Here is a 23,939-nt window from a genome sequence, read left to right on the forward strand (position 1 = left end):
GGCAGGAGGGGCCCGCGGATCTGCGGTTGGTGGGGCCCGCGCTGGTCGCGTGGGCGGCGGCCGGGCTGACGCCGGAGGTGGGGGCGTCGGTGGTGGTGGGCGGGCTGGCGGTGCTGGGCGCGGTGGTGGCCGTCGTCGCGGGGACGCGGGGGAGGCGTGGGCTGGTGCTGGCCGCGGTGGCGTCGTTGCTGTGCGGGGCGGTGGCGGCGGGTGCCGCGGTGCTGGCGGCGGCGGACCTGACCCGTGGTCCCGTACCGGGGCTCGCCCGGCACCGGGGTACGGCGGAGGCCGTGCTGCGCGTGACGGGGGATCCGTTCCGGGCCGGGGCGCAGGGGCGGACCGCTGTCGTGGTGGTGCCCGCGGTGGTGGAGCGGGTCGGGCGGACACGAGTGCGGACACCGGTGGTGGTGATGGTGTCGGACGCGCGGGAGGAGTGGTTGGGCCTGGTGCCGTCGACCCGGGTGTCGGGCAGTGCGCGATTCGCGCCGGACGACAGGGGCGAGAGCGCGGCGGTCGTACGGATTCGCGGAGCCCCGCGCGTCACAGGCCCCCCGAGCCGGGCCCAGGCGGTGGCCGCGCACCTGAGGGCGGGGCTGCGCAAAGCGGCCGCGCCGTTGCCGCCGGATGCCCGGGCGCTGCTGCCGGGGCTGGTGGTGGGCGACACCTCGGCGGTGCCGGAGGACCTGGCGGAGGCGTTCAAGGCGACGGACCTTGCGCACCTGACGGCGGTGTCGGGCGCGAACCTGACGATCGTGCTGATCCTGCTGATCGGCCCGCCGGGGCTGGCCGTGCGGACGGAACGGCGGGGGCTGGCCGCGTGGCTGGGGCTGCCGTTGCGGTGGACGGCGCTGGCGGGCGCCGCGCTGACGATCGGCTTCGTGCTGGTGTGCCGGCCGGGCCCGAGCGTGCTGCGGGCGGCGGTGTGCGGGCTGGTCACGCTGCTCGCGATCGCCACGGGCCGCCGCCGCTCGCTGCTTCCGGCGCTGGCCGCGGCGGTGCTGGTGCTGGTGCTGTGGGAGCCGGGGCTGGCGCGGTCGGCCGGGTTCGCCCTGTCGGTGCTGGCCACGGGCTCGCTGCTCACGGTGGCGCCGCGCTGGGGCGCGGCCCTGCGCCGGCACCGGGTGCCGCCGCGCCTGGCGGAGGCGCTGGCCGCGGCGGCGGCCGCGCAGGCCGCGTGCGGTCCGCTGATCGCGTTGCTGTCGGCGCGGTTGAGCCTGGTCGCGGTGCCGTGCAACCTGCTGGCGGAGCCGGCGGTGGGCCCGGCCACGGTGCTGGGGTTCGGGGCGCTGGTGACGGCGCCGCTGTCGGCGGGCGCGGCGCGGGCGCTGGCGTGGTCGGCCGGGTGGCCGGCGCGGTGGATCGCGGCGGTGGCACGGCGGGGGGCGGCGCTGCCCGGAGCGGAGGTCGGCTGGCCGGGCGGCTGGTCGGGCGCGGGGCTGCTGGCGCTGGTCACGGTGGCGGTGGCGGTGTGCGGGCGGGAGCTGGCCCGCAGACCGTGGGTGTGCGCGGGGGCGGCGGTGGCGCTGCTGCTGGCGCTGGTGCGGCCGGTGCCGTTGCCGCGGGTGGTGGCCGGGTGGCCGCCGGGGGACTGGCGGTTCGCGATGTGCGATGTCGGCCAGGGCGACGCGCTGGCGCTGTCGGTGGGACCTGGCCGGGCGATGGTGGTGGACACGGGGCCGGACCCGGCCGCGGAGGACCGCTGCCTGCGCGACTTGCGGGTGACCTCGATCCCGTTGCTGTTGCTCACGCACTTCCACGCCGACCACGTGGACGGGCTGCCCGGTGCGATGCGCGGCCGCAGGGTGGGCGCGATCGAGACCACGGTGCTCGACGAGCCGCAGGGCCGGGCGGCGCGCGTACGGCGGGAGGCCGCGGCGGCGGGCGTACCGGTGACGACGGCGGTGGCGGGCGAGGAGCGGCGGCTCGGCCCGCTGTCGTGGCGGGTGCTGTGGCCGCCGCCGGCGCCGTACGGGCTGCCCGACGACGACCCGAACGACGCGAGCGTGGCCCTGCTGGTCCGCGACGCGGGCCTGACGCTGCTGCTGATGGGCGATCTGGAACCGGCGGTGCAGCGGGAGTTGCTGCGGCTGCCGGACCTGCCGAGGGTCGACGTCCTGAAAGTGGCGCACCACGGTTCGGCCTACCAGGACCCGGCGTTGCTGGCGCGGGTGCGGCCGAGGCTGGCGCTGATCAGCGTGGGTGCCGGCAATCCGTACGGGCACCCGGCGGCGCGGACGGTGCGGGAATTGCGCGGGTCGGGGGCGGTGGTGCTGCGGACGGACGTGGACGGGCCGATCGCGGTCGAGGGGAGTACGCCGCGGGAGTTGCGGGCGACGTACCGGGCGAAGCGGGAGGTGCGTACGGACGGGCCGTTGTGAGAGGCCGCTTGTAAAGAGTTCTTTGTAAAGATAGCTTTAGATACACGCCACAGGGAGGCAGCAGTGGAGGACAAGGTCAGGCTCACCGATCCCAAGGCGCTGCGGGCGTACGCGCATCCCACGCGGATGGCGCTCGCGGGGCTGCTGCGCAGGGAGGGCCCGCTGACCGCGACCAGGGCGGCGGAGCTGACCGGGGAGTCGGTGGCGAGCTGTTCGTACCACCTGCGGATACTCGCGAAGTACGGGCTGGCGGAGGAGGCGGAGCCGGGCGGGCCCGGGCGGGAGAAGCCGTGGCGGGCGACCGCGCAGTTCACGGACTGGCCCGGCTACTCCGAGGACCCGGCGGTCGCCGAGGCCGCGCAGTCGCTGACGCTCGCCGTGGCCGAGAACTACTTCCACCGCATGGCCAGGGCGCAGGAGGCCCGGGGCGAGCTGCCCCGGGAGTGGCAGGAGGCAGAGCGGTTCACCGACAGCACGCTGTACCTGACCCCGCAGGAACTGGCCGAGTTGGGCGAGCGGATCGACGCGCTGGTGCGGGAGTACACCGGCCGTGCGACCGACCCCGTGCTGCGCCCGGCAGGCGCCCGGCGGGTGCCGTACCTGCAGATCGCCTTCGTGGAGCCCGAGCCGCCGCGCGACCCGGGCGGCACCCGGTGAGCGCGGTGGCGGTGGTGGCGCGCGGGCTGGGGCAGCGGGTGCCGCGGCTGCTGCGGGAGCGGGCCTTCCGGCGGTACTGGACCGGCCAGGCGGTCTCCGCCCTCGGCGACCAGGTGACCTACCTCGCGCTGCCGCTGGCCGCCGTGCTCGTCCTGCACGCCGGCGCCGCCGAGATGGGCTGGCTGTCGATGGCCGGCCTGCTGCCCGCGCTGCTGCTGTCGATCCCGGCCGGCGCGTGGGCCGACCGCAGGGCCCGCCGGCGGCGCACGATGATCGCCGCCGACCTCGCCCGGGCCGCGCTGATGGCCTCCGTGCCGGTCGCCTACGCCCTCGGGGTGCTCGGCCTGTGGCAGCTGATCGCGGTGGCCTTCGCGGTGGGCGCGCTGGCCGTCGTCTTCGACGTGTGCGACGCCGCGCTGTTCGTGTCGCTGGTCGAGCCCGAGCGGTACGTGGAGGGGAACGCGCTGACCAACGGCAGCAGCGCCTTCTCGTTCATGGCCGGCCCCAGCCTGGGCGGGCTGCTGGTCCAGGTGCTCGCCGCTCCCTTCGCGCTGCTCGCCGACGCCGCCTCCTACCTGGTGTCGGCCGGACTGCTGGCCCGGATCACCCCGGCCGAACCCCCCGCCGCCCGGCGGGAGAAGGGCCACCTGTGGGCGGGGCTGCGGTTCGTCGCCGGGTCCGCGACGCTGCGGGCCCTGGTCGCCGCCGCGGCCACGGTGAACTTCTTCAACTTCGCCTTCCACACCCTGGTGGTGCTCTACGCCGTCGGCACGCTCGGGCTGAGCGCGGGCACGCTGGGCACGGTGGTCGGCGCCGGGGCGGTCGGCGGCGTGCTGGGCGCGGCCCTGACCCGCAGGATCGTGCGGGCGATCGGCATCGGGCCGACGGTGGTGCTCGGGTACGTCGGGTTCCCGGCGCCGCTGGTGCTCGTGCCGCTCGCCGGCGGGCCCAGGGCGGCGGTGCTGGCGGCCTTCTTCGCCTCGGAGTTCCTCTCGGGCTTCGGCCTGATGCTGCTGGACATCGGCAGCGGCTCGGTGCAGGCCGCGCTGATACCCGACGCCCTGCGCTCGCGCGTCAGCGGCGCCTGGCGGACGGTCAACTACGGCATGCGCCCCCTGGGCGCCCTCGCCGGCGGCCTGCTCGGCAGCACCATCGGCCTGCGCCCCACCCTGTGGCTCGCCACCACCGGCGGCGTGCTCAGCGTGCTGTGGCTGCTGCCCTCCCCGGTCCCGCGGATGCGCGAACTGCCCGCGAAGGCCCTGTCACCCGCGCCGCCCGCGATCCCGGCCGGAGACCCTGACCGGCCTCTCGCCCAGGACCCGGCGCGGACCCCTGCCGCGCAGCCGGCGTCGAATGCCCGGCAGGGCCCGCCCCGGATCGCCGCCGACCCCGTTCCGCAGGTGCAGCCCCGCGGCCTCGCTCACCCGCCCGTCCAGGACGGCGCCTGAGCCCCCGAACCCGAACCCCCGCCGTCCCCGGAAGCGCCGTCCCCCGAAGCCCCCGGCCAGGCCGGCTCACTCCTCCTCGTCGGAGTCGTCGTCCTCCTCCAGCCAGCCGCCGTAGTCGGCGGCCAGGTCGTCCAGCGCTCCGGGATCGAGTTCGCCGTCCTCGTCCGTCACCAGGACCAGCCACTGGGCGTCCTCGGCGTCGTCCTCGCCGGAGAGGGCGTCGCGGCGCAGCCGGGGCTCCTCGGGCAGGTCGTAGCGTTCGGCCAGGAGTTCGGCCACCTCTTCCGCGCTGTCGCGGTCGGGCAGCACCAGGACATGTCGTACGTCGCTCACCCGGGCATTGTGCCCGAGGCCGCGCGGGGTCCCGCAGGGGGCTGTCACATCCGCGTGGGATGCTGGTCGGCGATGGCCAGGAAGACCGCTCCCGACGACCTGCTCGCCCCCGTCACCCTCGCCGTGGGCCAGGAGGACCTGCTGCTCGACCGCGCCGTGCGCGAGGTGGTGACCGCCGCCCGCGCCGCCGACGCGGACACCGACGTGCGCGAACTCGCCGCCGACGCGCTCCAGCCCGGCACCCTCGCCGAGGTGACCAGCCCCTCGCTCTTCGCCGAGCGCAAGGTCCTGGTGGTGCGCGGCGCGCAGGACCTGTCGGCCGACGCCGTCAAGGACGTCAAGGCGTACCTGGCGGCGCCCGTCGAGGAGGTGGTCCTGGTGCTCCTGCACGCCGGCGGCGCCAAGGGCAAGGCGCTGCTGGACGCGGCTCGCAAGGCGGGCGCCCGCGAGGTGGCCTGCCCGAAGATGACCAAACCCGCCGACCGGCTGGCCTTCGTCCGCCAGGAGTTCCGCACCCTCGGCCGTTCCGCGACCCCAGAGGCGGCCCAGGCCCTGGTCGACGCCCTCGGCGGCGACCTGCGCGAACTGGCCAGCGCCTGCGCCCAGTTGACCGCCGACGTGGACGGCACCATCGACGTCGGCGTGGTCGCCCGCTACTACACCGGCCGCGCCGAGGCCACCGGCTTCGAGGTGGCCGACCTCGCCGTGACCGGGCGGGCCGCCGAGGCGCTGGAGCGGCTGCGCTGGGCGATCTCGGTCGGGCAGCCGCTGCCCGGCATCACCTTCGCGCTCGCCTCCGGGGTGCGTGCCATCGGCAAGCTCGCCGCCGCCCCCCGCGGCGCCAACCCCGGCCAGCTCGCCCGCGACCTCGGCATGCCGCCGTGGAAGATCGACCGGGTCCGGCAGCAGATGCGCGGCTGGTCGCCCGACGGCGTCTCGGTCGCCCTGCGCGCGGTCGCCGAGGCCGACGCCGCGGTCAAGGGCGGCGGCGCCGACCCCGCCTACGCCCTGGAGAAGGCCGTGGTCGCCATCGCCCGCGCCGCCCGCACCCGCTCCTGACCGGCGCCCATACGTTCCGGCAGGCAGGAACGGGCCGCCCGGCCCGCGGGCGTTACGACTTGAGCTTCGCCAGCGTCGCCCGGGTGGAGGACTTCACCCATGCTGTGGCGTCGCTCGACGACGGCGCCGAGTCCTCGTAGGAGAAGGAGTTCCAGGTCATCGAGTAGGTCACCCAGCCGTCGCGGACCGCCAGCGTCACCTCGTCGCTCCCGCTCGCGGTGACCAGGAACGCCTCGTCCCCGTAGCCGCTCACCGGGACGACGGTGCTGGCCGGCTTGTGCTGCCGGTAGCCGAGCCACTGGTCGTCGAACTCCCCGGCGGGATCGGTCTTCTTGTGCAGGTCCACCTCGATGTCTACGTACGCGTCCGACAGGTCCGAGGTGGCCGAGATCTTCATCCCCTCGCTGCACTCCATCTCGTCCAGCGTCCTGCCCTTGGTGGTGTACGCGGTCGGCGTCGATCCGCCCGCGTACGTGCCGGAGAAGGCGGTCAGGTCGGCGCTGGAGCACAGGTCGTTCCTGACCGTGTAGCCCCGCAGGTCGGCCTTGGCGCCGGAGTCCTTGCCGAGGAGCAGCACCCCGCCGCCCCACAGCGCCGACGCCACAGCCGCGCCCACCACCGCCCACAGCACGGCGCGCCCCACCCCGCCGGACCCGCGCGCGGCACCCGGCGCTCCCGGCCCGCCCGGCATCCCCGGCGTCCCGTAGTACCCCGGCTGCGCCGGAGCGTACGGGCTCGGCTGCGCGTACGGGTTGTGCTGCGGCGGCACCGGAGCGCCGTACCCACCGCCGCTCGGCGGCTGCCCGGGTGCCGCGCCCGGCTGCGGTCCCGGTTGCGGTCCTGGGTGCTGTCCTGGTGGGGGGAGTGGCTGCGACGGCTGGTAGGGAGAGGGGCCCGGCTGCTCAGGCGGCGTCGACATGCCGTGAGGATAGTGCCGGGCGCACCCCGCCGCGACGGTCGGTGACCGAACCCGCACCGGATCGTGACGGCCCCGGAACCCCCGCCGGAACCTCGCCGTGGATGCCCGGGAACGCGCCGCCGAACCCCTGCCCGAAGCCGGCCCGGCCGTACCCCGGAACGTCCCCGCACAGCACCACCGCCCGCCCGGCAGACCCGGGCGGGCGGTGGTCACACCTGCGGAAAGACCCGCAGGGACACGCTGTTGTGCGCTCCGCGTCCTGCGCCGCTGCCACGTGGCGAACGTCCGCGTGCGGCGTGCTGGCCGGGGCGGTGCGGGTCCGGGCGGTAGAGGGGCCGCTGTTCCGGGTTCCCCGCGGTGCCGCGAGCCGTTGGCGCGGGTGCGCACCCGCCGTACGGCCGGAGCCGTCGGCGGGGGAGGATCAGCCCTGGAGCGCGGAGACCGACTGGGCCAGCGCCGACTTCTTGTTGGCGGCCTGGTTCTTGTGGATGACGCCCTTGCTCACGGCCTTGTCGAGCTTCCTGGCGGCGGCGCGCGCGGCGGCGGTGGCCTTCTCGACGTCGCCCTCGGCGACGGCCTCGCGGGTGCGGCGCACCGCGGTCTTCAGCTCGGACTTGACGGCCTTGTTGCGCTGGCGCGCCTTCTCGTTGGTCTTGTTGCGCTTGATCTGGGACTTGATGTTCGCCACGAAAGAGCCTTCTCAGCTTCGGTTCATCACTGGGGTCTGGTGCCGCGCGCCTCGGATGGAGGGCACGAGACACAGCGCCCCAGGCTACCAGCAGCCGATGGGCGCTCCCAAACCGGAGCCGGGCCCCGTCCGTGGGACTATGGGGAGGCGGCCGCAAGCCCGCACCGGCCCGCCCCGGACCGGCATCCGGCCCGCACCGAGCCCGTACGAAGCCAGCACCGAAACAGCACCCGAACCAGCATCCGGCCAGAACCAAGCCAGCACCAAGCCAGTACCCAGCAGCCAGTACCGCCACCACGTGTCTCAAGCAGTCTCAAGAAATTGGACCCTGCGTGCCCGCCACCCCTGATTCCAGAGATCCCGGCCGCGTACCGGAGCCGAGCCGTACCGACCCGGCGCTGATCCGCAACTTCTGCATCATCGCCCACATCGACCACGGCAAGTCGACGCTGGCCGACCGCATGCTCCAGCTCACCGGAGTCGTCGACCAGCGGCAGATGCGCGCGCAGTACCTCGACCGGATGGACATCGAGCGCGAGCGCGGCATCACCATCAAGTCGCAGGCCGTCCGGCTGCCGTGGGCCCCGACCGACGGCGAGCAGCAGGGCCGCACCCACATCCTCAACATGATCGACACCCCCGGCCACGTGGACTTCACCTACGAGGTGTCCCGCTCGCTGGCCGCCTGCGAGGGCACGATCCTGCTGGTGGACGCGGCCCAGGGGATCGAGGCGCAGACCCTCGCCAACCTCTACCTGGCGATGGAGAACGACCTCACCATCGTCCCCGTGCTCAACAAGATCGACCTGCCCGCGGCCCAGCCGGAGAAGTTCTCCGAGGAGCTGGCGAACCTCATCGGCTGCGACCCGGCCGACGTGCTCAAGGTCTCCGCCAAGACCGGCCTGGGCGTCGAGGCGCTGCTGGACAGGGTGGTCCGCGACGTGCCGGCCCCGGTCGGCGTAGCCGACGCCCCCGCCCGCGCGATGATCTTCGACTCGGTCTACGACTCCTACCGCGGTGTCGTCACCTACGTCCGGGTGGTGGACGGCCAGCTCAACAAGCGCGAGCGGATCCGGATGATGTCCACCGGCGCCACCCACGAGCTGCTGGAGATCGGCACCAACTCCCCGGAGATGCTGCCCGCCGACGGCCTGGGCGTCGGAGAGGTCGGCTACCTGATCACCGGCGTGAAGGACGTCCGCCAGTCCAAGGTCGGCGACACCATCACCAGCCAGAGCGCGGGCGCCACCGAGCCGCTGGGCGGCTACAAGGACCCCAAGCCGATGGTCTTCTCGGGCCTGTACCCGCTGGACGGCTCGGACTACCCCGAGCTGCGCGAGGCGCTGGACAAGCTCCAGCTCAACGACGCGGCCCTGGTCTACGAGCCGGAGACCTCCGCCGCCCTCGGCTTCGGCTTCCGCTGCGGCTTCCTCGGCCTGCTCCACCTCGACGTGATCCGCGAGCGCCTGGAGCGCGAGTTCGGCCTGGACCTGATCGCCACCGCGCCCAACGTCGTCTACCGCGTGGTGATGGAGGACGGCAGCGAGCACACCGTCACCAACCCCAGCGAGTTCCCCGAGGGCAAGATCGACGAGGTGTACGAGCCGGTGGTGCGCGCCACCGTGCTCGCCCCCACCGAGTTCATCGGCGCGATCATGGAGCTGTGCCAGAACCGGCGCGGCTCGCTGCTCGGCATGGACTACCTCTCCGAGGACCGCGTCGAGATCCGCTACACCCTGCCGCTCGCCGAGATCGTCTTCGACTTCTTCGACCAGCTGAAGTCCAAGACCCGCGGGTACGCGTCGCTGGACTACGAGCCCACCGGTGAGCAGAGCGCGAGCCTGGTCAAGGTCGACATCCTGCTGCACGGCGACAAGGTGGACGCCTTCTCTGCGATCACCCACAAGGACAAGGCGTACGCCTACGGGGTCCGGCTGGTCGCCAAGCTGCGCGAGCTGATCCCCCGGCAGAACTTCGAGGTGCCCATCCAGGCCGCCATCGGCGCGCGGGTGATCGCCCGCGAGACGGTCCGCGCCATCCGCAAGGACGTCCTCGCCAAGTGCTACGGCGGCGACATCTCCCGCAAGCGCAAGCTGCTGGAGAAGCAGAAGGAGGGCAAGAAGCGGATGAAGATGGTCGGCAGCGTCGAGGTGCCGCAGGAGGCGTTCATCGCGGTGCTGTCGACCGACTCCGAGGGGGAGGCCAAGGCCAGGAAGTAGCCGATCGGGCGGTGTGGGGGCCTTACGTACGGCGCGTGGGCCCTCTACTCTGGCGGCGGACAAGGTTACTGGTGAGTTAAGAACGCGCACAGCCCGGAGGTTGCGGTGACCGACACACAGACGCTGATCGAGAACCGGCCGGCCTCCGTGGCCGCGCTCTTCCTGGAGCGGGTCGCCGCCACCCCCGACGCCGAGGCGTACCGGCACCCGGTGCCGCCGGCCTCCGGCGAGGGCCCCGACGAGTGGCGGGTGCTCAGCTGGCGGCAGGCCGCCGACCGGGTGGACGCCATCGCGGCCGGGCTGATGGACCTCGGGGTGCGCCCCGAGGAGCGGGTCGCCATCGCCGCGGCCACCAGCGTGGACTGGATCTTCGCCGACCTCGGCGTCATGTGCGCCGGCGCCGCGACCACCACGGTCTACCCGACGACCAACGCCGACGAGACCGTCTTCATCCTCTCCGACTCCGGCAGCCGGGTGCTCATCGCCGAGAACGCCGAACAGCTGGCCAAGGCCCGTGAGCACCGGGCCGAGCTGCCCGAGCTCGCACACGTCGTCGTGATGGACCCGGCGGCCGCCGCCGACGCCGACGGGGACGGCTGGGTGCTCTCCCTGGCCGACCTGGAGAAGCGCGGCGCCGCCTACCTGGAGCAGCACCCGGGGGTGATCGCGGAGACCGTCGGCGCCATCACCAAGGACCAGCTGGCCACGCTCATCTACACCTCCGGCACCACCGGCCGCCCCAAGGGCGTCTGCCTGCCGCACGACGCCTGGGCGTACATGGCCCGCGCCATCCAGGCGATCGACCTGCTCGACGAGAACGACGTGCAGTACCTGTGGCTGCCGCTCGCGCACGTCTTCGGCAAGGTGCTCACCGCCGGGCACATCGCGGTCGGCCACGTCGCCGCCGTGGACGGCCGGGTGGACAAGATCATCGAGAACCTGCCGGTGGTCCAGCCCACCTACATGGCCGCGGTGCCGCGGATCTTCGAGAAGGTCTACAACGGGGTGGCCGCCCGCGCCCGCGAGGGCGGCGCCGCGCAGTACAAGATCTTCCGCTGGGCCGCCGACGTGGCCCGCGAGTACGCCAAGGCCACCCAGGAGAGCATGCGGCTGACCGGCACCCGCAGCGCCCCGCTGGCCCTGCGCACCAAGCACGCCGTCGCCGACCGGCTGGTCTTCGCCAAGCTGCGCGCGGCCTTCGGCGGCCGGCTGCGCGCCTGCGTGTCCGGCTCGGCCGCGCTCGCCCCCGAGATCGGCTACTTCTTCGCCGGCGCCGGTATCCACATCCTGGAGGGCTACGGCCTCACCGAGTCCAGCGCGGCCAGCTTCGTCAACCCCGGCGAGCAGTACCGCACCGGCACGGTGGGCAAGGCGCTGCCCGGCCTGGAGGTGCGCATCGCCGAGGACGGCGAGGTGCTGCTGCGCGGCCCGGGCATCATGCGGGGCTACCACAAGCTGCCCGAGAAGACCGCCGAGGTGCTGGAGCCGGACGGCTGGCTGCACACCGGCGACATCGGCGAGCTGTCGCCCGACGGCTTCCTGAAGATCACCGACCGCAAGAAGGACCTGATCAAGACCTCGGGCGGCAAGTACATCGCGCCGGCCGAGATCGAGGGCCACTTCAAGGCGGTGTGCCCCTACGTCAGCAACGTGCTGGTGCTCGGCGGCGGCCGCAACTTCTGCTCCGCGCTGCTCGCCCTGGACGAGCCCTCGATCCTCGCCTGGGCCGCGGAGAACGGCCAGGAGGGCAAGGGGTACGCCGAGGTGGTCGCGAGCCCCGAGGTCCACGACCTGATCGCCGGGTACGTCGAGGAGGTCAACACCTCGCTGCAGCGCTGGCAGCAGGTCCGCCAGTTCCGCATCCTGCCGCGCGACCTCGATGTCGAGCACGGCGACCTGACCCCGTCCCTGAAGCTGAAGCGGCCGGTGGTCGAGCGCGAGTTCGCCCCGCTCATCGAGGAGATGTACGAGGGCAGCCGCGAGAAGTAGGGAACGCGGGGCCGTCACGGATAATGGACCGATGGCCTCCGTACTCCCCGAGGGGGAACCCCTGCCGCGCGACGGCGCCCTGCCGCCGTCCGCGCTGGAGGGCGCCCAGCGGCGCCCCCTCGGCTTCTACCTGCACGTGCCCTACTGCGCGACCCGCTGCGGCTACTGCGACTTCAACACCTACACGGCGAGCGAGCTGCGCGGTAAGGGCGGCGCGCTCGCCTCGCGGGAGAACTACGCGGACGTCCTGGTCGAGGAGGTCCGCCTGGCCCGCAAGGTGCTGGGCGACGACCCGCGGGAGGTGAGCACCGTCTTCGTCGGCGGCGGCACCCCCACGCTGCTGGACGCCGCCGACCTCGGCCGGATGCTCGCCGCCGTCAGGGAGGAGTTCGGCCTGGCGGCGGACGCCGAGGTGACCACCGAGGCCAACCCCGAGTCCGTGGACCCCCGCTACCTGGCGGACCTGCGCGCCCAGGGCTTCACCCGCGTCTCCTTCGGCATGCAGAGCGCCCGGCAGCACGTGCTGCGGGTGCTGGACCGCACCCACACCCCGGGCCGCCCCGAGGCGTGCGTCGCCGAGGCCCGCGCGGCCGGCTTCGACCACGTCAACCTCGACCTGATCTACGGCACCCCCGGCGAGTCCGACGCGGACTGGCACGCCTCCCTGGACGCGGCGATCGGCGCGGGCCCCGACCACGTCTCGGCGTACGCGCTGATCGTCGAGGAGGGCACGCAGCTGGCCCGCCGCATCCGCAGGGGCGAGGTCCCCGCGACGGACGACGACGAGCACGCCGACCGCTACCTGATCGCCGAGGAGCGGCTGTCCGCGGCCGGCTACGGCTGGTACGAGGTCTCCAACTGGGCCACCGGCGAGGCCGCCCGCTGCCGGCACAACGAGCTGTACTGGACGGGCGCCGACTGGTGGGGCGCCGGACCCGGCGCGCACAGCCACGTCGGCGGGGTGCGCTGGTGGAACGCCAAGCACCCGGGCGCCTACGCCCAGGCCCTCGCCGAGGGCCGCACCCCCGGCGTCGGCCGCGAGGTGCTGACCGCCGAGGACCGCAGGGTCGAGCGCATCCTGCTGGAGCTGCGCCTTTCGGCCGGCTGCCCGCTGGACCTGCTCACAGAGGAGGGCACCAGGGCGGCGGAGCGCGCGGTAAGGGACGGTCTCCTGGAGCCCGCCCCTTACGCCGAGGGACGCGCCGTGCTCACCCTGCGCGGCCGCCTGCTCGCCGACGCGGTCGTCCGCGACCTGGTCGACTGAGCGGGACCGGGCGGGACCGGGCGGGCCTTGAGCGGTGCTACGCGGGCGGCTCCGTCACGAAGTCGATCAGCCGCTCCACCGCGCCCAGCAGCTCCGGCTTCAGGTCCCGGTAGGAGTGCACCGAGCCCAGGATGCGCTGCCACGCCTCACCGGTGCTCAGGTGGCCCCAGCCGAGCGCGCGGCACACGCCCGTCTTCCAGTCCTCCCCGCGCGGCACCCGCGGCCATGCGGCGATTCCCACGGAAGCAGGCTTGACCGCCTCCCAGATGTCGATGTAGGGATGCCCGACGATCATGACGTTCGCGTCCGTCACCGAGGCCGCGATCCTCGACTCCTTGGAGCCGGGCACCAGGTGGTCCACAAGGACGCCGAGCCGCGCGTCGGGGGACGGGCCGAAGGCCGCGACGATCGCGGGAAGGTCGTCCACGCCTTCGAGGAACTCCACGGCCACCCCCTCCACCCGCAGGTCGTGGCCCCACACCTTCTCCACCAGCTCGGCGTCGTGGCGGCCCTCGACGTAGATCCGGCCCGCCCTGGCCACCCGCGCCCTGGCGTCCGGCACCGCGATCGAGCCCGACGCCGACAGCAGCGGCCCGCGCGGCGCCGGAGCGGCCCTGGGGCGCACGAGGGTGACCGTGCGGCCCTCCAGCAGGAAGCCGCGCGGCACCATCGGGAAGACCCGCAGCTTGCCGAAGCGGTCCTCCAGGGTCACCGTCAGGCCCTCGGCGGTCTTCTCCACCCGGACCACGGCCCCGCAGAAGCCGCTGCCGACCTCCTCCACCACCAGGTCCGGCTCGGCGGCCACCTCGGGCACCGGCGTCGGCTTCTTCCACGGCGGCGTGAGGTCGGGGCCGTAACTCCTGCTGCGCATGCGCCTGATCGTAACCACGGGCCCCGCGGCGGCGGGGCCGCGACGGGCCGGAAGTTTCCCCGTGCCGCACTCGTACCCCGTGCCGCCCCGTACCGCTCGCTACGCCGTGCCGAAGCGCGCGGCCAGCGCCTCCCGCTGGGCCCGTACGAAGCGCGCGTCCACCACGGCGCCGTGCCCGGGCACGTAGCGGGCCGTCTCGCCGCCCAGCAGGAGCAGCGCGTCCAGGGCCGCGGGCCACGCGTGCGGCACCGAGGCCGCGTCGGTCTGCGGCTCGCCCGACTCCTCGACCAGGTCGCCGCAGAAGACCACCGCCGGGTCGCTGGGGCTCGCGCCGGGGACGAGCACGGCCAGGTCGTGGGCGGTGTGCCCCGGGCCCGGGTGGACCAGCCGCACCGGGCGCTCGCCCAGGTCCAGGCCCAGCTCGCGGGTGACCGGGTGCGAGGGGCGCGCCAGGGCGGAGGCCGCCCGCGCCGCCTCGTCCGGATCGGTGCCCAGCTCCACCGCGACCGCCCGCTGGGCCTCGCGCTGCGCCGCCAGGTACCCGCCGAGCCGCTGATGCCCGTAGATCTCCGCGCCCTCGAAAGCGGCGGCGCCGAAGACGTGGTCGAAGTGGCCGTGGGTGAGGACGATGTGGGTCACGTCACGTCCCCCGGTCAGCGCGGCCACCTGGGCGCGCAGCTCCTCGCCCTCGCGCAGGGTGGAGCCGGTGTCGACCAGCAGCACCCCCCGCGCCCCGACCACCAGGCCGATCGTCACGTCCAGGTGCGGCAGCCGCCGCCTGGCCACCCCGGGGGCCAGCTGCTCCCACGCCGACCCCGCACCGTCCGTCGGGCGCCCGTCCGTGCTCTCCGCGTCATGCACGGCCCCGACGCTATCGCTGCTCCCCGACAGCCGCGGACAGCCGCGGACAGCTGCCCAGAGGGGCCGACAGCCGGGGACAGCCTCGGGTAGCGGCACGAGAGGTGCCGGACAGCCGCGGAGGACCGCGGCGGAACGCGACGCGGACGGCCGCACCCGTCCCCAGCCATACGCCGCCACCCCGCCCGCCGTGCCAGGGGGGCGTTCGGCGCGTTCCGCCCGTACCGGTCGCCGACCGCGTCCCGCGGCGGCACCACCACCTGCCGATCGCCCTGTGCTCTTGCCGAGCACTTGTGGCCTCGCCGTACACTGGCTGCGGGAAAGTTGGCACTCGAAACGGACGAGTGCCAGGTCAGAGCCTGAGGGCCTGTGGCAGGAGGTGCGCGATGCTGAGCGAACGCAGACTCGAAGTGCTGCGTGCCATCGTCCAGGACTACGTGGGCACCGAGGAGCCGGTGGGCTCCAAGGCGCTGACCGAGCGGCACCAGCTCGGGGTCTCCCCGGCCACGGTGCGCAACGACATGGCCTTCCTGGAGGACGAGGGCTACATCGCCCAGCCCCACACCAGCGCCGGCCGCATCCCCACCGACAAGGGCTACCGGCTGTTCGTCGACAAGCTCGCCGGCGTCAAGCCGCTGTCGGGCGCCGAGCGCCGCGCGATCCAGAACTTCCTGGAGGGCGCGGTGGACCTGGACGACGTGGTGGCCCGCACGGTGCGGCTGCTCGCCCAGGTCACCCGGCAGGTCGCCCTGGTGCAGTACCCCTCGCTCACCCGCTCCTCGGTGCGCCATGTCGAGCTGCTCTCGCTCGCCTCCGCGCGGGTGATGCTGGTGCTGATCACCGACACCGGACGGGTCGAGCAGCGGTTCGTGGACTGCCCGGCGCCCGTCGGCGAGAACCTGCTCGCGGACCTGCGGGCCCGGCTCAACAGCCGGATCGTCGGCCGCCGCTTCCCCGATGTGCCGCCCTTGGTGCAGGACCTGGCCGACAGCTTCGAGGTGGACGACCGGCCCTCGGTCGCCGCGGTGCTGGCCACGCTCCTGGAGACCCTGGTGGAGGAGAAGGAGGAGCGGATCGTCCTCGGCGGCGCTGCCAACCTCACCCGCTTCCACCACGACTTCCCGCTGACGATCAGGCCGGTGCTGGAGGCACTGGAGGAGCAGATGGTCCTGCTGAAGCTGCTCGGCGAGGCCAACGACTCCTCGATGACGGTGCGGATCGGGCACGAGAACTTCCACGAGGGCCTCAATTCCACCTCCGTCGTGGCGGTCGGCTACGGTTCGGGCGACGAGGCAGTCGCCAAACTCGGCGTGGTCGGACCGACCCGCATGGACTACCCCGGAACGATGGGAGCGGTACGCGCAGTGGCACGTTACGTCGGACAGATCCTGGCGGAGTCGTAGGTGGCCACGGACTACTACGCCGTGCTCGGCGTACGCCGCGACGCGGGGCCTGACGAGATCAAGAAGGCATTCCGCCGCCTCGCGCGCGAACTGCATCCGGACGTCAACCCGGACCCGAAGACGCAGGAGCGCTTCAAGGAGATCAACGCCGCCTACGAGGTGCTCTCCGACCCGCAGAAGAAGCAGGTCTACGACCTCGGCGGCGACCCGCTGTCCGCGGCGGGCGGGGCCGGCGGCGGCGCGGGCGGCTTCGGCGCGGGCTTCGGCAACTTCAGCGACATCATGGACGCCTTCTTCGGGCAGTCCTCGCAGCGCGGCCCGCGCTCGCGCACCCGGCGCGGCCAGGACGCGATGATCCGGCTGGAGATCGAGCTCGACGAGGCGGCCTTCGGCACCACCAAGGACATCCAGGTCGACACCGCGGTCACCTGCGGCACGTGCAACGGCGAGGGCGCCGCGCCCGGCACCTCCGCGCAGACCTGCGACATGTGCCGCGGCCGCGGCGAGGTCTCGCAGGTGACCCGCTCCTTCCTGGGCCAGGTCATGACGTCCCGGCCGTGCCCGCAGTGCCAGGGCTTCGGCACCGTGGTGCCCACGCCGTGCCCGGAGTGCGCGGGCGACGGGCGGGTGCGCTCCCGGCGCACGCTGACGGTGAAGATCCCGGCCGGCGTGGACAACGGCACGCGCATCCAGCTCGCCGGCGAGGGCGAGGTCGGGCCCGGCGGCGGGCCGGCCGGCGACCTCTACGTCGAGATCCGTGAGCTGCCGCACCCGGTGTTCCAGCGGCGCGGGGACGACCTGCACTGCACGGTGACGATCCCAATGACGGCGGCCGCGCTCGGCACGAAGTGCCCGCTGGAGACGCTGGACGGCCTGGAGGAGGTGGACATCCGGCCCGGCACCCAGTCCGGCCAGTCCATCCCGCTCCACCAGCGCGGCATCACCCACCTGCGCGGCGGGGGCCGCGGCGACCTCGTCGTCCACGTCGAGGTCGTCACCCCCAACAAGCTCGACGCCGAGCAGGAGGAACTGGTCCGCCGCCTCGCCCAGCTCCGTGGCGAGGAACGCCCCACGGGCCAGTTCGCCCCGGGCCAGCAGGGCCTGTTCTCCCGCCTGAAGGACGCGTTCAACGGCCGCTAGCGCCGGCCTCCTCCATCATCCCGTGACAGGGGTGCCGTTCCGCGCGGCGGCGGTCTGCGCCCCTCGGGCGCGCGGTCCCGCTGCGCGGCGCGGTACACCGCGATGCCTCAGGGGTGCTGGGTACCTCCCGGGCGAGGCTCTGGGGGCGGACCTGCCCCATGGGACAGTGGTCGCGCTTCGCCACCGGCCCGAAGGGGCAGCCCGGTCCGCTCCGGACCACCGGCCCGTGGCGGGTTGCTCGCGCAGTTCTCCCCCAGAGCTTCGCCCGGGGGTACCCCCAGCGCCCCTGGGGTGCACGCAGTGCCCTCGCGCGGAGCGCACCCTTCAGGCGGGGGAGGGGGCGAAGCCCTGTGGGAGGGGCGTGGCACCATGAGGCCGTGTCCCCCGACCTCTCCTCGTTCTCCGCTTACCCGATCATCCAGGCACCGATGGCCGGCGGCGCCTCCAACCCGCGGCTGGCCGCGGCCGTCGCGGCGGCCGGCGGCCTCGGCTTCCTGGCCGCCGGGTACAAGACGTCCGAGGCGATGTACGAGGAGATCCGCCAGCTGCGGGACGCCACGTCGAGCCCCTTCGGCGTGAACCTGTTCATGCCGCAGCCGCACACGGTGGACCCCTCGGCGGTGGCCGTCTACGCCGAACAGCTGCACGGCGAGGCCGCCTGGTACGACACGGAGCTGGGCGATCCCGAGGCGGGCAGCGACGACGCGTACGACGCGAAGGTGGCCGTCCTGCTGGAGGACCCCGTGCCGATCGTGAGCTTCACCTTCGGCTGCCCGGAGCGGTCGGTGCTGGAGGCGTTCGCCGAGGCGGGCACGTACACGGTGGTGACGGTGACCTCGCCGGCCGAGGCGCTGGCCGCCCAGCGGGCCGGCGCGGACGCGCTCGTGGTGCAGGGCGTGGAGGCCGGCGGCCACCAGGGCACCCACCGCGACGACCCGCAGCTGGACGGCGCCGGCATCGGCCTGCTCACCTTGATCCCGCTGGTGCGCGAGGCGGTGCGGCTGCCGGTGATCGCCGCCGGCGGGCTGATGCGCGGGCGGCAGATCGCCGCGGTGCTCGCGGCGGGGGCGGACGCGGCCGCGCTCGGCACCGCGTTCCTGGTCTGCCCGGAGTCGGGGGCGCACCCGCTGCACAAGCGGGCGATCACCGACCCGGTCTACGCCCGCACCGAACTCACCCGGGCCTTCTCCGGCCGCCCCGCCCGCGGCCTGCTCAACCGCTTCGTGCGCGAGCACGGCCGCTACGCCCCGGCCGGCTACCCGCAGGTGCACCACCTGACCAGCCCGGTGCGCCGGGCCGCCGCCGAACTCGGCGACCCGCAGGCGATGGCGCTGTGGGCCGGGCAGGGCCACCGGCTGGCCCGCGAGATGTCGGCCGGCGCGCTCGTGGAGACCCTGGCCGAGGAGCTGCGTACCGCCCAGGAGGCCCGCGCATGACCGCCCCCGTGTTCCTCGTCGAGCCCGCCCTGCTCGACGGCGGCGGCCCGGCCGGGCCCCGCGAGATCGTCCTGACCGGGCCCGAGGGCCGCCACGCGGTCTCCGTACGGCGGCTGCAGCCCGGTGAGGAGGTGGTGCTCACCGACGGCGCCGGGCGCGGGGCCCACGGGGAGGTGGCCGCTGTCGCGGGCAAGGACGAACTGACCGTCCGGGTGCGGGAGATGCGGACCGAGCCCGACCCGCGGCCGACGGTCACGGTGGTGCAGGCGCTGCCCAAGGGCGACCGCGGCGAACTCGCCGTGGAGACCATGACGGAGGCGGGCGTGGACGCGGTGCTGCCCTGGGCGGCGGCGCGCTGTGTCACCCAGTGGCGGGGCGAGCGGGGCGCGAAGTCGCTGGCGAAGTGGCGCTCGACGGCCCGCGAGGCCGCCAAGCAGGCCCGCCGGCTGCGGTTCCCCACGGTGGGCGACCTGGTGACGACCCGTCAGCTGCTGCCGCTGCTGGCCGCCGCCGACTTCGCCGCGGTGCTGCACGAGGAGGGCTCGGTGCCGCTGGCCACCGCCGCGCTCCCGCAGTCCGGCTCGCTGCTGCTGGTCGTGGGCCCCGAGGGCGGCATCGCGCCCGAGGAGCTGGCCCTCTTCGCGGAGGTGGGCGCGACCCCCCACCGCCTCGGCCCCACGGTCCTGCGCACCTCGACGGCGGGCGTGGCCGCGGTCTCGCTCCTGCTGGCCCGCACCGGGCGCTGGAGCTGACCGGCGAAGGACCGTCGACGCGGCCCGCGGACGCAGCCCGGCGCCGGTGGTCTCCCCGTCGTCTCCCGGCGAGGCGCAGGCTCGCAGGGCACGGGGTACGGCACGGCGCCGCCTCGACGCCGACCCCTGCACTGAATGCGGGCACCCGGACATCGCCGCCACGGGGTCCGGCGTCCGGGCCCGTATGCCGTCTGCACCGAGCGGTTGTGGTGCCCGCTCGGCATCGGCGACGTTGCCCTCGCCACGGTCGCCGCGGGCGCCGGGGCCCGCGGCCGCGTGCGGCAGGCCACGGCGTCCGCCGCAGCCCCCTTCGGCGCGCCCTGCTGCCGCGAACGGCGGCGGCCGGTCCAGGACCCTCGGGTCCCGGACCGGCCGCCGTGTCAGCGACTGTTGTGAGGAGTGGTCAGCGCGCTGCCGCCAGCGTGGCGTCCACCCCCGTCCTCGGGCTGCCGAGCCCCGTCACGAAGTCGTAGCCGGGGGTGGCCGAACACTGCGTGGGGCAGATGCCGTTGGCCGGGCCCGAGACGATGTCGCCGAGGTGCGCGGCCGCACCGTAGACGGCCTGCTGGGCGGAGCCGGTGGAGGTGAGGCGGCCGTGGCCCGCGGCGGCGCGCAGCTGGTCGGCCGAGGCGATCACCGCGGCCCAGGCGGGGGCGCCCAGGCTCGTGCCGCCGACCTGGAACCAGCCGGTCTGGCCGTAGTAGCCGGCCGTGTCGTAGACGGCGACGCCGCTGGCGGGGTCGGCGTCGAAGCTGACGTCCGGGGTGCCGCGCCCGCCGGTGACCACCCCGTGCTGGTAGGCCGGAGCGGGCTCGACGTGACTGCGGCCGCCGCCGCTGCCGGACCAGGCGGTCTCGGCGGTCACCGAGCCGTCGCCGTCCAGTTGCAGGGTGGTGCCGCCGATCGACAGGGCGGCCGGGTTGTAGGCCGGGTAGGAGCCGGGGTGCCCGTAGTCGCCGCTGGAGACCACGCACAGGGAGTCGGCGAGCCGGCAGTGCGCGTCGTAGTAGGTCTCGTCGGTGAACTCCTCGGGGATGCCCCAGCTCATGCTGACCGTGTCCGGGTGCAGGGCGGCGGCGCTGTCCACGGCGTGGAACAGCGAGCCGAAGGTGCCGTCGCGGGCCTCGACCAGGACGACCGACGCCTGGGGGGCGACGGCGTGCACCCACTCCACGTCCATCGATGTCTCCAGCGCCCAGCCGGGGTCGGTGCCGCCGCTGCCGTCGGGCGCCGAGACCGTCAGGTGGAAGCAGCCCGTGGTGGCGCCGCCGGCGCAGGTCGGCGGGAGGCCGAACTGCGCGCTGAAGGCGTCGACGTCGGAGGTGATGGCCGCGTCGTGGAAGGCGTCCACCACCGCGACGGTCTGGCCGGCGCCGGTGCCGTGCAGGCCGAGGTAGGCCCGCAGGGTCGCCGGGTCGTAGCCGCTCGGTGCCGCCTCGGTCAGCTGCGGGGTGCCGTCCTTGGCGTAGCCGTGGACGGTGACCTCGGCCTGTGGCTGGGCGGTGCCGATCCGCGCGCCGAGGTCGGCGCTGTCGGCGAGCGGCAGCGTGCCGGGCCGGGCCGCCGCCTTGGGCGCGGCCTTGCGGGCGGGCTGCCGGGCCGCCTGGGCGGCCGGGGTGCCGGTGAGCGCCAGGTCGGCCAGGCCGTGCTGGATGGAGACGTCGTACGGCCGCACGGTCAGCCCGGCCTCGGCGGTGAGCACTTCGTGCCGGCGCCAGTCGACCGGCGTGGCCAGCACGTGGTCGCCGGCCGTCGCTTCGAGCTGGCCGGTCTGGTACGGGTCGAACTCGGCCAGGGCGGCCACCGGGTTCTCGTCCGTGGCGGAGAGCGCGGAGAGCGGGTAGGCGCTCACCGCGACATCCGCGCCCAGCAGCACCGGGGCGCCGCCGGACTCGGCGACCGCCGAGTCGGTGCCGTGCACCCAGGGCGAGCCGGTGGGCCCGCCGGGCGCGATGGACACCGAGCCGAAGTCGCCGGTGGCCACCAGGCCGACCCGCGGGTCGAGGACGAAGTCCTCGTGGTTGGTGAGGCTCGGATCGGTGTCGCTGTAGTCCAGGGCGCCGGTGCGGGCGTCGCGGACGTCCACCCGGCCCTGCCCGTCGGTGGTGTTCCAGGTGAAGGCGGCGCCGTACGCGCCCGCGCCGGGGATGCCCGCGCCCGCGGCGACGCCGTAGGTCAGCTGCGCCGACTCGGTGGCCGCCGGGTCGCCGGCCGCCGTCCAGCGCACGTGCCCGGTGGCCGCGTCCAGGCCGGTGGCGGCGGTGGCCGCCGGGTCCTGGTGCTCCTCCACCTGGCTCTGGTACTCGGTGACGACCACGCCGCCGGTCACCTCGGTGTTCGCGAAGTAGGAGGCGGACGCGGGCCGGTAGGTCCACAGCGCCTTCCCCGTGGCGGCGTCGAAGGCGGTGACGCGGTCGGTGCCGGTCACCACGACGCTGCGGCCGCCCGCGGTGCCCACGGCCGCGTTCCACACGAACTGGCCGGGCAGCGCCATGCGGTGCAGCACGCGGCCGCTGGCCTCGTCCACCAGCGCGAGCCCGCTGGTGGCGGCGACGGCCAGCACTCGGCGGCCGGCCACGGTCGCGGGCACGATGCTGTGCACCGGGCCGCCCACGTCGGCCCGCCACAGCACATGCGGGGCGTCGTCGTCCGGGGTGAGGGAGCGGCCGTCGAAGGCGTAGACGGCGCCGCTCTGGCCGCCGGCGATGTCGTCGGCCCGCCCGTCGCGGTTCACGTCGGCCGCCACGGCCGCGTACAGGTCGCCGAGCAGGGGAGCGGTGCGGGTCTGCCGCCCGTCGGCCGCGTAGGTGACCGCCACCTGCTCGTCGGTGACACCGCGCACGGCGGCGCCGTCCGCGGCGAGCGAGAGCGGGTCGGGCACGTCGCCGACGTGGTCCCACAGCTGGCTGCCGTCCGCGCCGGACAGGCCGCGCAGGTCCTGCTGCTCCTCCACCGGAGCCGCCGGGCTCGGCGTCACCGAGCCGGTCCAGGAGCCGACGACCACGGTGGCGCGGCCGCCGGCCGCGGGGAGCACCTGTAGCGATCCGGGCTGCAGTGCCTGCGGGTCGCCGGTGGCCAGAGTGCGCGACCAGCGGGTGCGGGAGGCGCCGGGGTCGACCGCGGTGACGGTGGCCGAGGTGTAGCCGTAGCCGGGCGGCGAGACCAGGTCGGTGGTGGTCACGACCCCCGCGACCAGCCAGGACGTAGCGGCGTGCGGGCTGAGCGGGCCGACGGCGAGGGCGGTGGGCAGCACGCCGTCGAGGCGGGTGCTGCTCGCGGTCGAGCCGTCGGCGGGCCGCAGCCCGGCGAGCACCGCGGAGACCGCCTGGGTGGGGTCGGTCTGCTCCACCACGGCGATCAGGTTCCGGTCGGCGTCGTAGCGGGTCAGCACCGGGTAGCCGGCGGTGCGCCGGTCCCAGCGGACCGTGCCGCCGGCGCCGACGAGCACCACGTGGCCGTCCGGCGGCCCGGGAACGCCGAGCCCCAGCGGCGTGTCGCTCCAGGACACGGCGACGCCGCCGTCGACGGGCTGCAGTCCGAGCAGCCGCCCCCACTGGGCGCCGGTGGTGTACGTCCAGGCGGTCTTCGCCGTCACCTTGCCGTGGCCGGCCGCGTGCAGGGCGACCGCCTTGACGGTGGTGGCCGAGTCCCAGGCACCGGGGCCGTTCTTGGTGCTGGGGTCGCCGGTCTCGTCGCCGATCACCAACTGCTTGCCGGAGACGGCGAGTTGGGTGACGAAGCCGGGGTCGAGCTCGCTGAAGAGGGTCGTGCCGGTGCGGCCGTCGAGCACGGTGACGAAGGTGCCCATGTGCAGGTCGGAGCCGGGCACGGTGAACGGCCAGCCGCAGTTGCCGCACGAGGCCGCGCCCAGGTTCACGCCCACGGTCTCGGCCACCGCGACGTCGGCCGAGCCGTCGCCGTCCAGGTCGCCGACCGCGTAGGGCTGGGCGTCGGCCATGGCGTACGGGACGGCGGTGGTGACGTAGAACGGGTCGGCCGGGTCGGTGCCGAACAGGAGCTGGGGGGTGGGGACGTAGCCGCCGGCGGGGAAGGTCAGGTGCCAGTCGCGGTAGAGGGAGCCGGTGCTGCGCTGCCAGACCGTGGTGCCGTCGGGGTGGACGCGGGTGACGGCGCCCAGGCCGTGCAGCTGGAGCGAGTCGCCGCCGGGCAGGGTGGCCGTGACGGGCACGCCCTGGGCGGTCTCCACCCCGCCGGATTCGGCCAGTTGGAGGGAACCGCCGTTGGGGTCGGCGGACGGGGTGCCGGATGTGTCCGCACCGGAACCCGGTGAGGTGCTCTGCGCCGTGCCCGCCGTGGTCAGCGGCTTCGGGGAGCCGGGGACGAAGGCACGGGCCGGGTCGAAAGCCGTGCCGGCGGCCGCTGCGGCCGCCGGGGACGGGCCGGCCGCCGGTTGGGCGCCGGCCTGCTGACTCCATATCCCGGGCGCCAGCGCGGCGGCCAGCACGAAGGCCGCGCCACCGGTGAACACGCGGTGAAACCGCTGGGAGCGCACCGCGCCTCCTTT

General features: G+C 74.7%; 17 protein-coding genes. 11 read left to right on the forward strand and 6 right to left on the reverse strand.

Annotated elements, in window-relative coordinates:
- Nucleotides 1-29: 29 nt before the first annotated feature.
- The 3 genes from BLR33_RS17795 (at nucleotide 30) to BLR33_RS17805 (ending at nucleotide 4,483) form a co-directional block, all read left to right on the forward strand.
- Nucleotides 30-2,378, forward strand: coding sequence for a ComEC/Rec2 family competence protein (locus BLR33_RS17795; RefSeq protein ID WP_407639692.1), 2,349 nt, complete (start codon nucleotides 30-32; stop codon nucleotides 2,376-2,378).
- Between the two features lie 63 nt (nucleotides 2,379-2,441).
- Entirely contained in the window at nucleotides 2,442-3,035 is a 594-nt protein-coding gene (locus BLR33_RS17800) for a winged helix-turn-helix domain-containing protein (protein WP_245771475.1), read from the forward strand.
- Entirely contained in the window at nucleotides 3,032-4,483 is a 1,452-nt protein-coding gene (locus BLR33_RS17805; protein ID WP_093785462.1) for an MFS transporter, read from the forward strand. Before BLR33_RS17800 ends, BLR33_RS17805 begins: the two co-directional genes overlap by 4 nt.
- Before the next feature lie 66 nt (nucleotides 4,484-4,549).
- Here the strand turns inward: BLR33_RS17805 and BLR33_RS17810 are convergent, their stop codons facing one another.
- Complete coding sequence (locus BLR33_RS17810) at nucleotides 4,550-4,816, reverse strand: hypothetical protein (protein WP_093785463.1); 267 nt, start codon at nucleotides 4,814-4,816, stop codon at nucleotides 4,550-4,552.
- 72 nt (nucleotides 4,817-4,888) lie between these two features.
- Between BLR33_RS17810 and holA the strand changes: the two genes are divergently transcribed.
- A complete protein-coding gene (gene holA, locus BLR33_RS17815; RefSeq protein WP_093785464.1) occupies nucleotides 4,889-5,875 on the forward strand; it encodes a DNA polymerase III subunit delta in 987 nt (328 codons plus the stop codon).
- A 52-nt stretch (nucleotides 5,876-5,927) separates the two neighbouring features.
- Here holA and BLR33_RS17820 read toward each other — a convergent pair whose 3' ends face one another.
- Nucleotides 5,928-6,644, reverse strand: a complete 717-nt coding sequence (locus BLR33_RS17820) for a hypothetical protein (protein ID WP_143031707.1) — start codon at nucleotides 6,642-6,644, stop codon at nucleotides 5,928-5,930.
- Nucleotides 6,645-7,215: 571 nt separating this feature from the next.
- A complete protein-coding gene (rpsT, locus tag BLR33_RS17825; protein ID WP_093785466.1) occupies nucleotides 7,216-7,482 on the reverse strand; it encodes a 30S ribosomal protein S20 in 267 nt (88 codons plus the stop codon).
- A gap of 332 nt (nucleotides 7,483-7,814) precedes the next feature.
- On the opposite strand from rpsT, the gene lepA reads away from it, so the two are divergent.
- The 3 genes from lepA to hemW all read left to right on the forward strand — a co-directional run bounded on the left by lepA (nucleotide 7,815) and on the right by hemW (nucleotide 12,954).
- Nucleotides 7,815-9,701 (forward strand): translation elongation factor 4, encoded by a 1,887-nt coding sequence (gene lepA, locus BLR33_RS17830; protein WP_093785467.1) that lies wholly within the window; start codon nucleotides 7,815-7,817, stop codon nucleotides 9,699-9,701.
- 105 nt (nucleotides 9,702-9,806) lie between these two features.
- Entirely contained in the window at nucleotides 9,807-11,690 is a 1,884-nt protein-coding gene (locus BLR33_RS17835; protein ID WP_093785468.1) for an AMP-dependent synthetase/ligase, read from the forward strand.
- A 31-nt stretch (nucleotides 11,691-11,721) separates the two neighbouring features.
- A complete protein-coding gene (gene hemW, locus BLR33_RS17840; protein ID WP_093785469.1) occupies nucleotides 11,722-12,954 on the forward strand; it encodes a radical SAM family heme chaperone HemW in 1,233 nt (410 codons plus the stop codon).
- Nucleotides 12,955-12,991: 37 nt separating this feature from the next.
- Here the strand turns inward: hemW and BLR33_RS17845 are convergent, their stop codons facing one another.
- Both BLR33_RS17845 and BLR33_RS17850 read right to left on the reverse strand, forming a co-directional pair.
- On the reverse strand, nucleotides 12,992-13,825 hold the full coding sequence (locus BLR33_RS17845) for a DUF3097 domain-containing protein (protein WP_093785470.1): 834 nt from the start codon (nucleotides 13,823-13,825) through the stop codon (nucleotides 12,992-12,994).
- A gap of 99 nt (nucleotides 13,826-13,924) precedes the next feature.
- Complete coding sequence (locus BLR33_RS17850; protein ID WP_093785471.1) at nucleotides 13,925-14,686, reverse strand: MBL fold metallo-hydrolase; 762 nt, start codon at nucleotides 14,684-14,686, stop codon at nucleotides 13,925-13,927.
- A gap of 383 nt (nucleotides 14,687-15,069) precedes the next feature.
- Here BLR33_RS17850 and hrcA point away from each other — a divergent pair, with 383 nt between their 5' ends.
- The 4 genes from hrcA (at nucleotide 15,070) to BLR33_RS17870 (ending at nucleotide 19,414) form a co-directional block, all read left to right on the forward strand.
- Entirely contained in the window at nucleotides 15,070-16,086 is a 1,017-nt protein-coding gene (gene hrcA, locus BLR33_RS17855; protein ID WP_093785472.1) for a heat-inducible transcriptional repressor HrcA, read from the forward strand.
- On the forward strand, nucleotides 16,087-17,226 hold the full coding sequence (gene dnaJ / locus BLR33_RS17860) for a molecular chaperone DnaJ (protein ID WP_093785473.1): 1,140 nt from the start codon (nucleotides 16,087-16,089) through the stop codon (nucleotides 17,224-17,226).
- A gap of 428 nt (nucleotides 17,227-17,654) precedes the next feature.
- Nucleotides 17,655-18,662 (forward strand): nitronate monooxygenase, encoded by a 1,008-nt coding sequence (locus BLR33_RS17865; protein ID WP_407639693.1) that lies wholly within the window; start codon nucleotides 17,655-17,657, stop codon nucleotides 18,660-18,662.
- The gene (locus tag BLR33_RS17870; protein WP_093785475.1) at nucleotides 18,659-19,414 is read left to right on the forward strand and encodes a 16S rRNA (uracil(1498)-N(3))-methyltransferase; all 756 of its coding nucleotides are present in this window, start codon (nucleotides 18,659-18,661) and stop codon (nucleotides 19,412-19,414) included. The genes BLR33_RS17865 and BLR33_RS17870 overlap by 4 nt, the downstream gene beginning before the upstream one ends.
- A gap of 403 nt (nucleotides 19,415-19,817) precedes the next feature.
- Here the strand turns inward: BLR33_RS17870 and BLR33_RS17875 are convergent, their stop codons facing one another.
- Nucleotides 19,818-23,927, reverse strand: coding sequence for an outer membrane protein assembly factor BamB family protein (locus BLR33_RS17875; RefSeq protein ID WP_143031708.1), 4,110 nt, complete (start codon nucleotides 23,925-23,927; stop codon nucleotides 19,818-19,820).
- Nucleotides 23,928-23,939: the final 12 nt, after the last annotated feature.

The organism is Actinacidiphila guanduensis, assembly GCF_900103985.1.
Taxonomy (GTDB): domain Bacteria; phylum Actinomycetota; class Actinomycetes; order Streptomycetales; family Streptomycetaceae; genus Actinacidiphila; species Actinacidiphila guanduensis.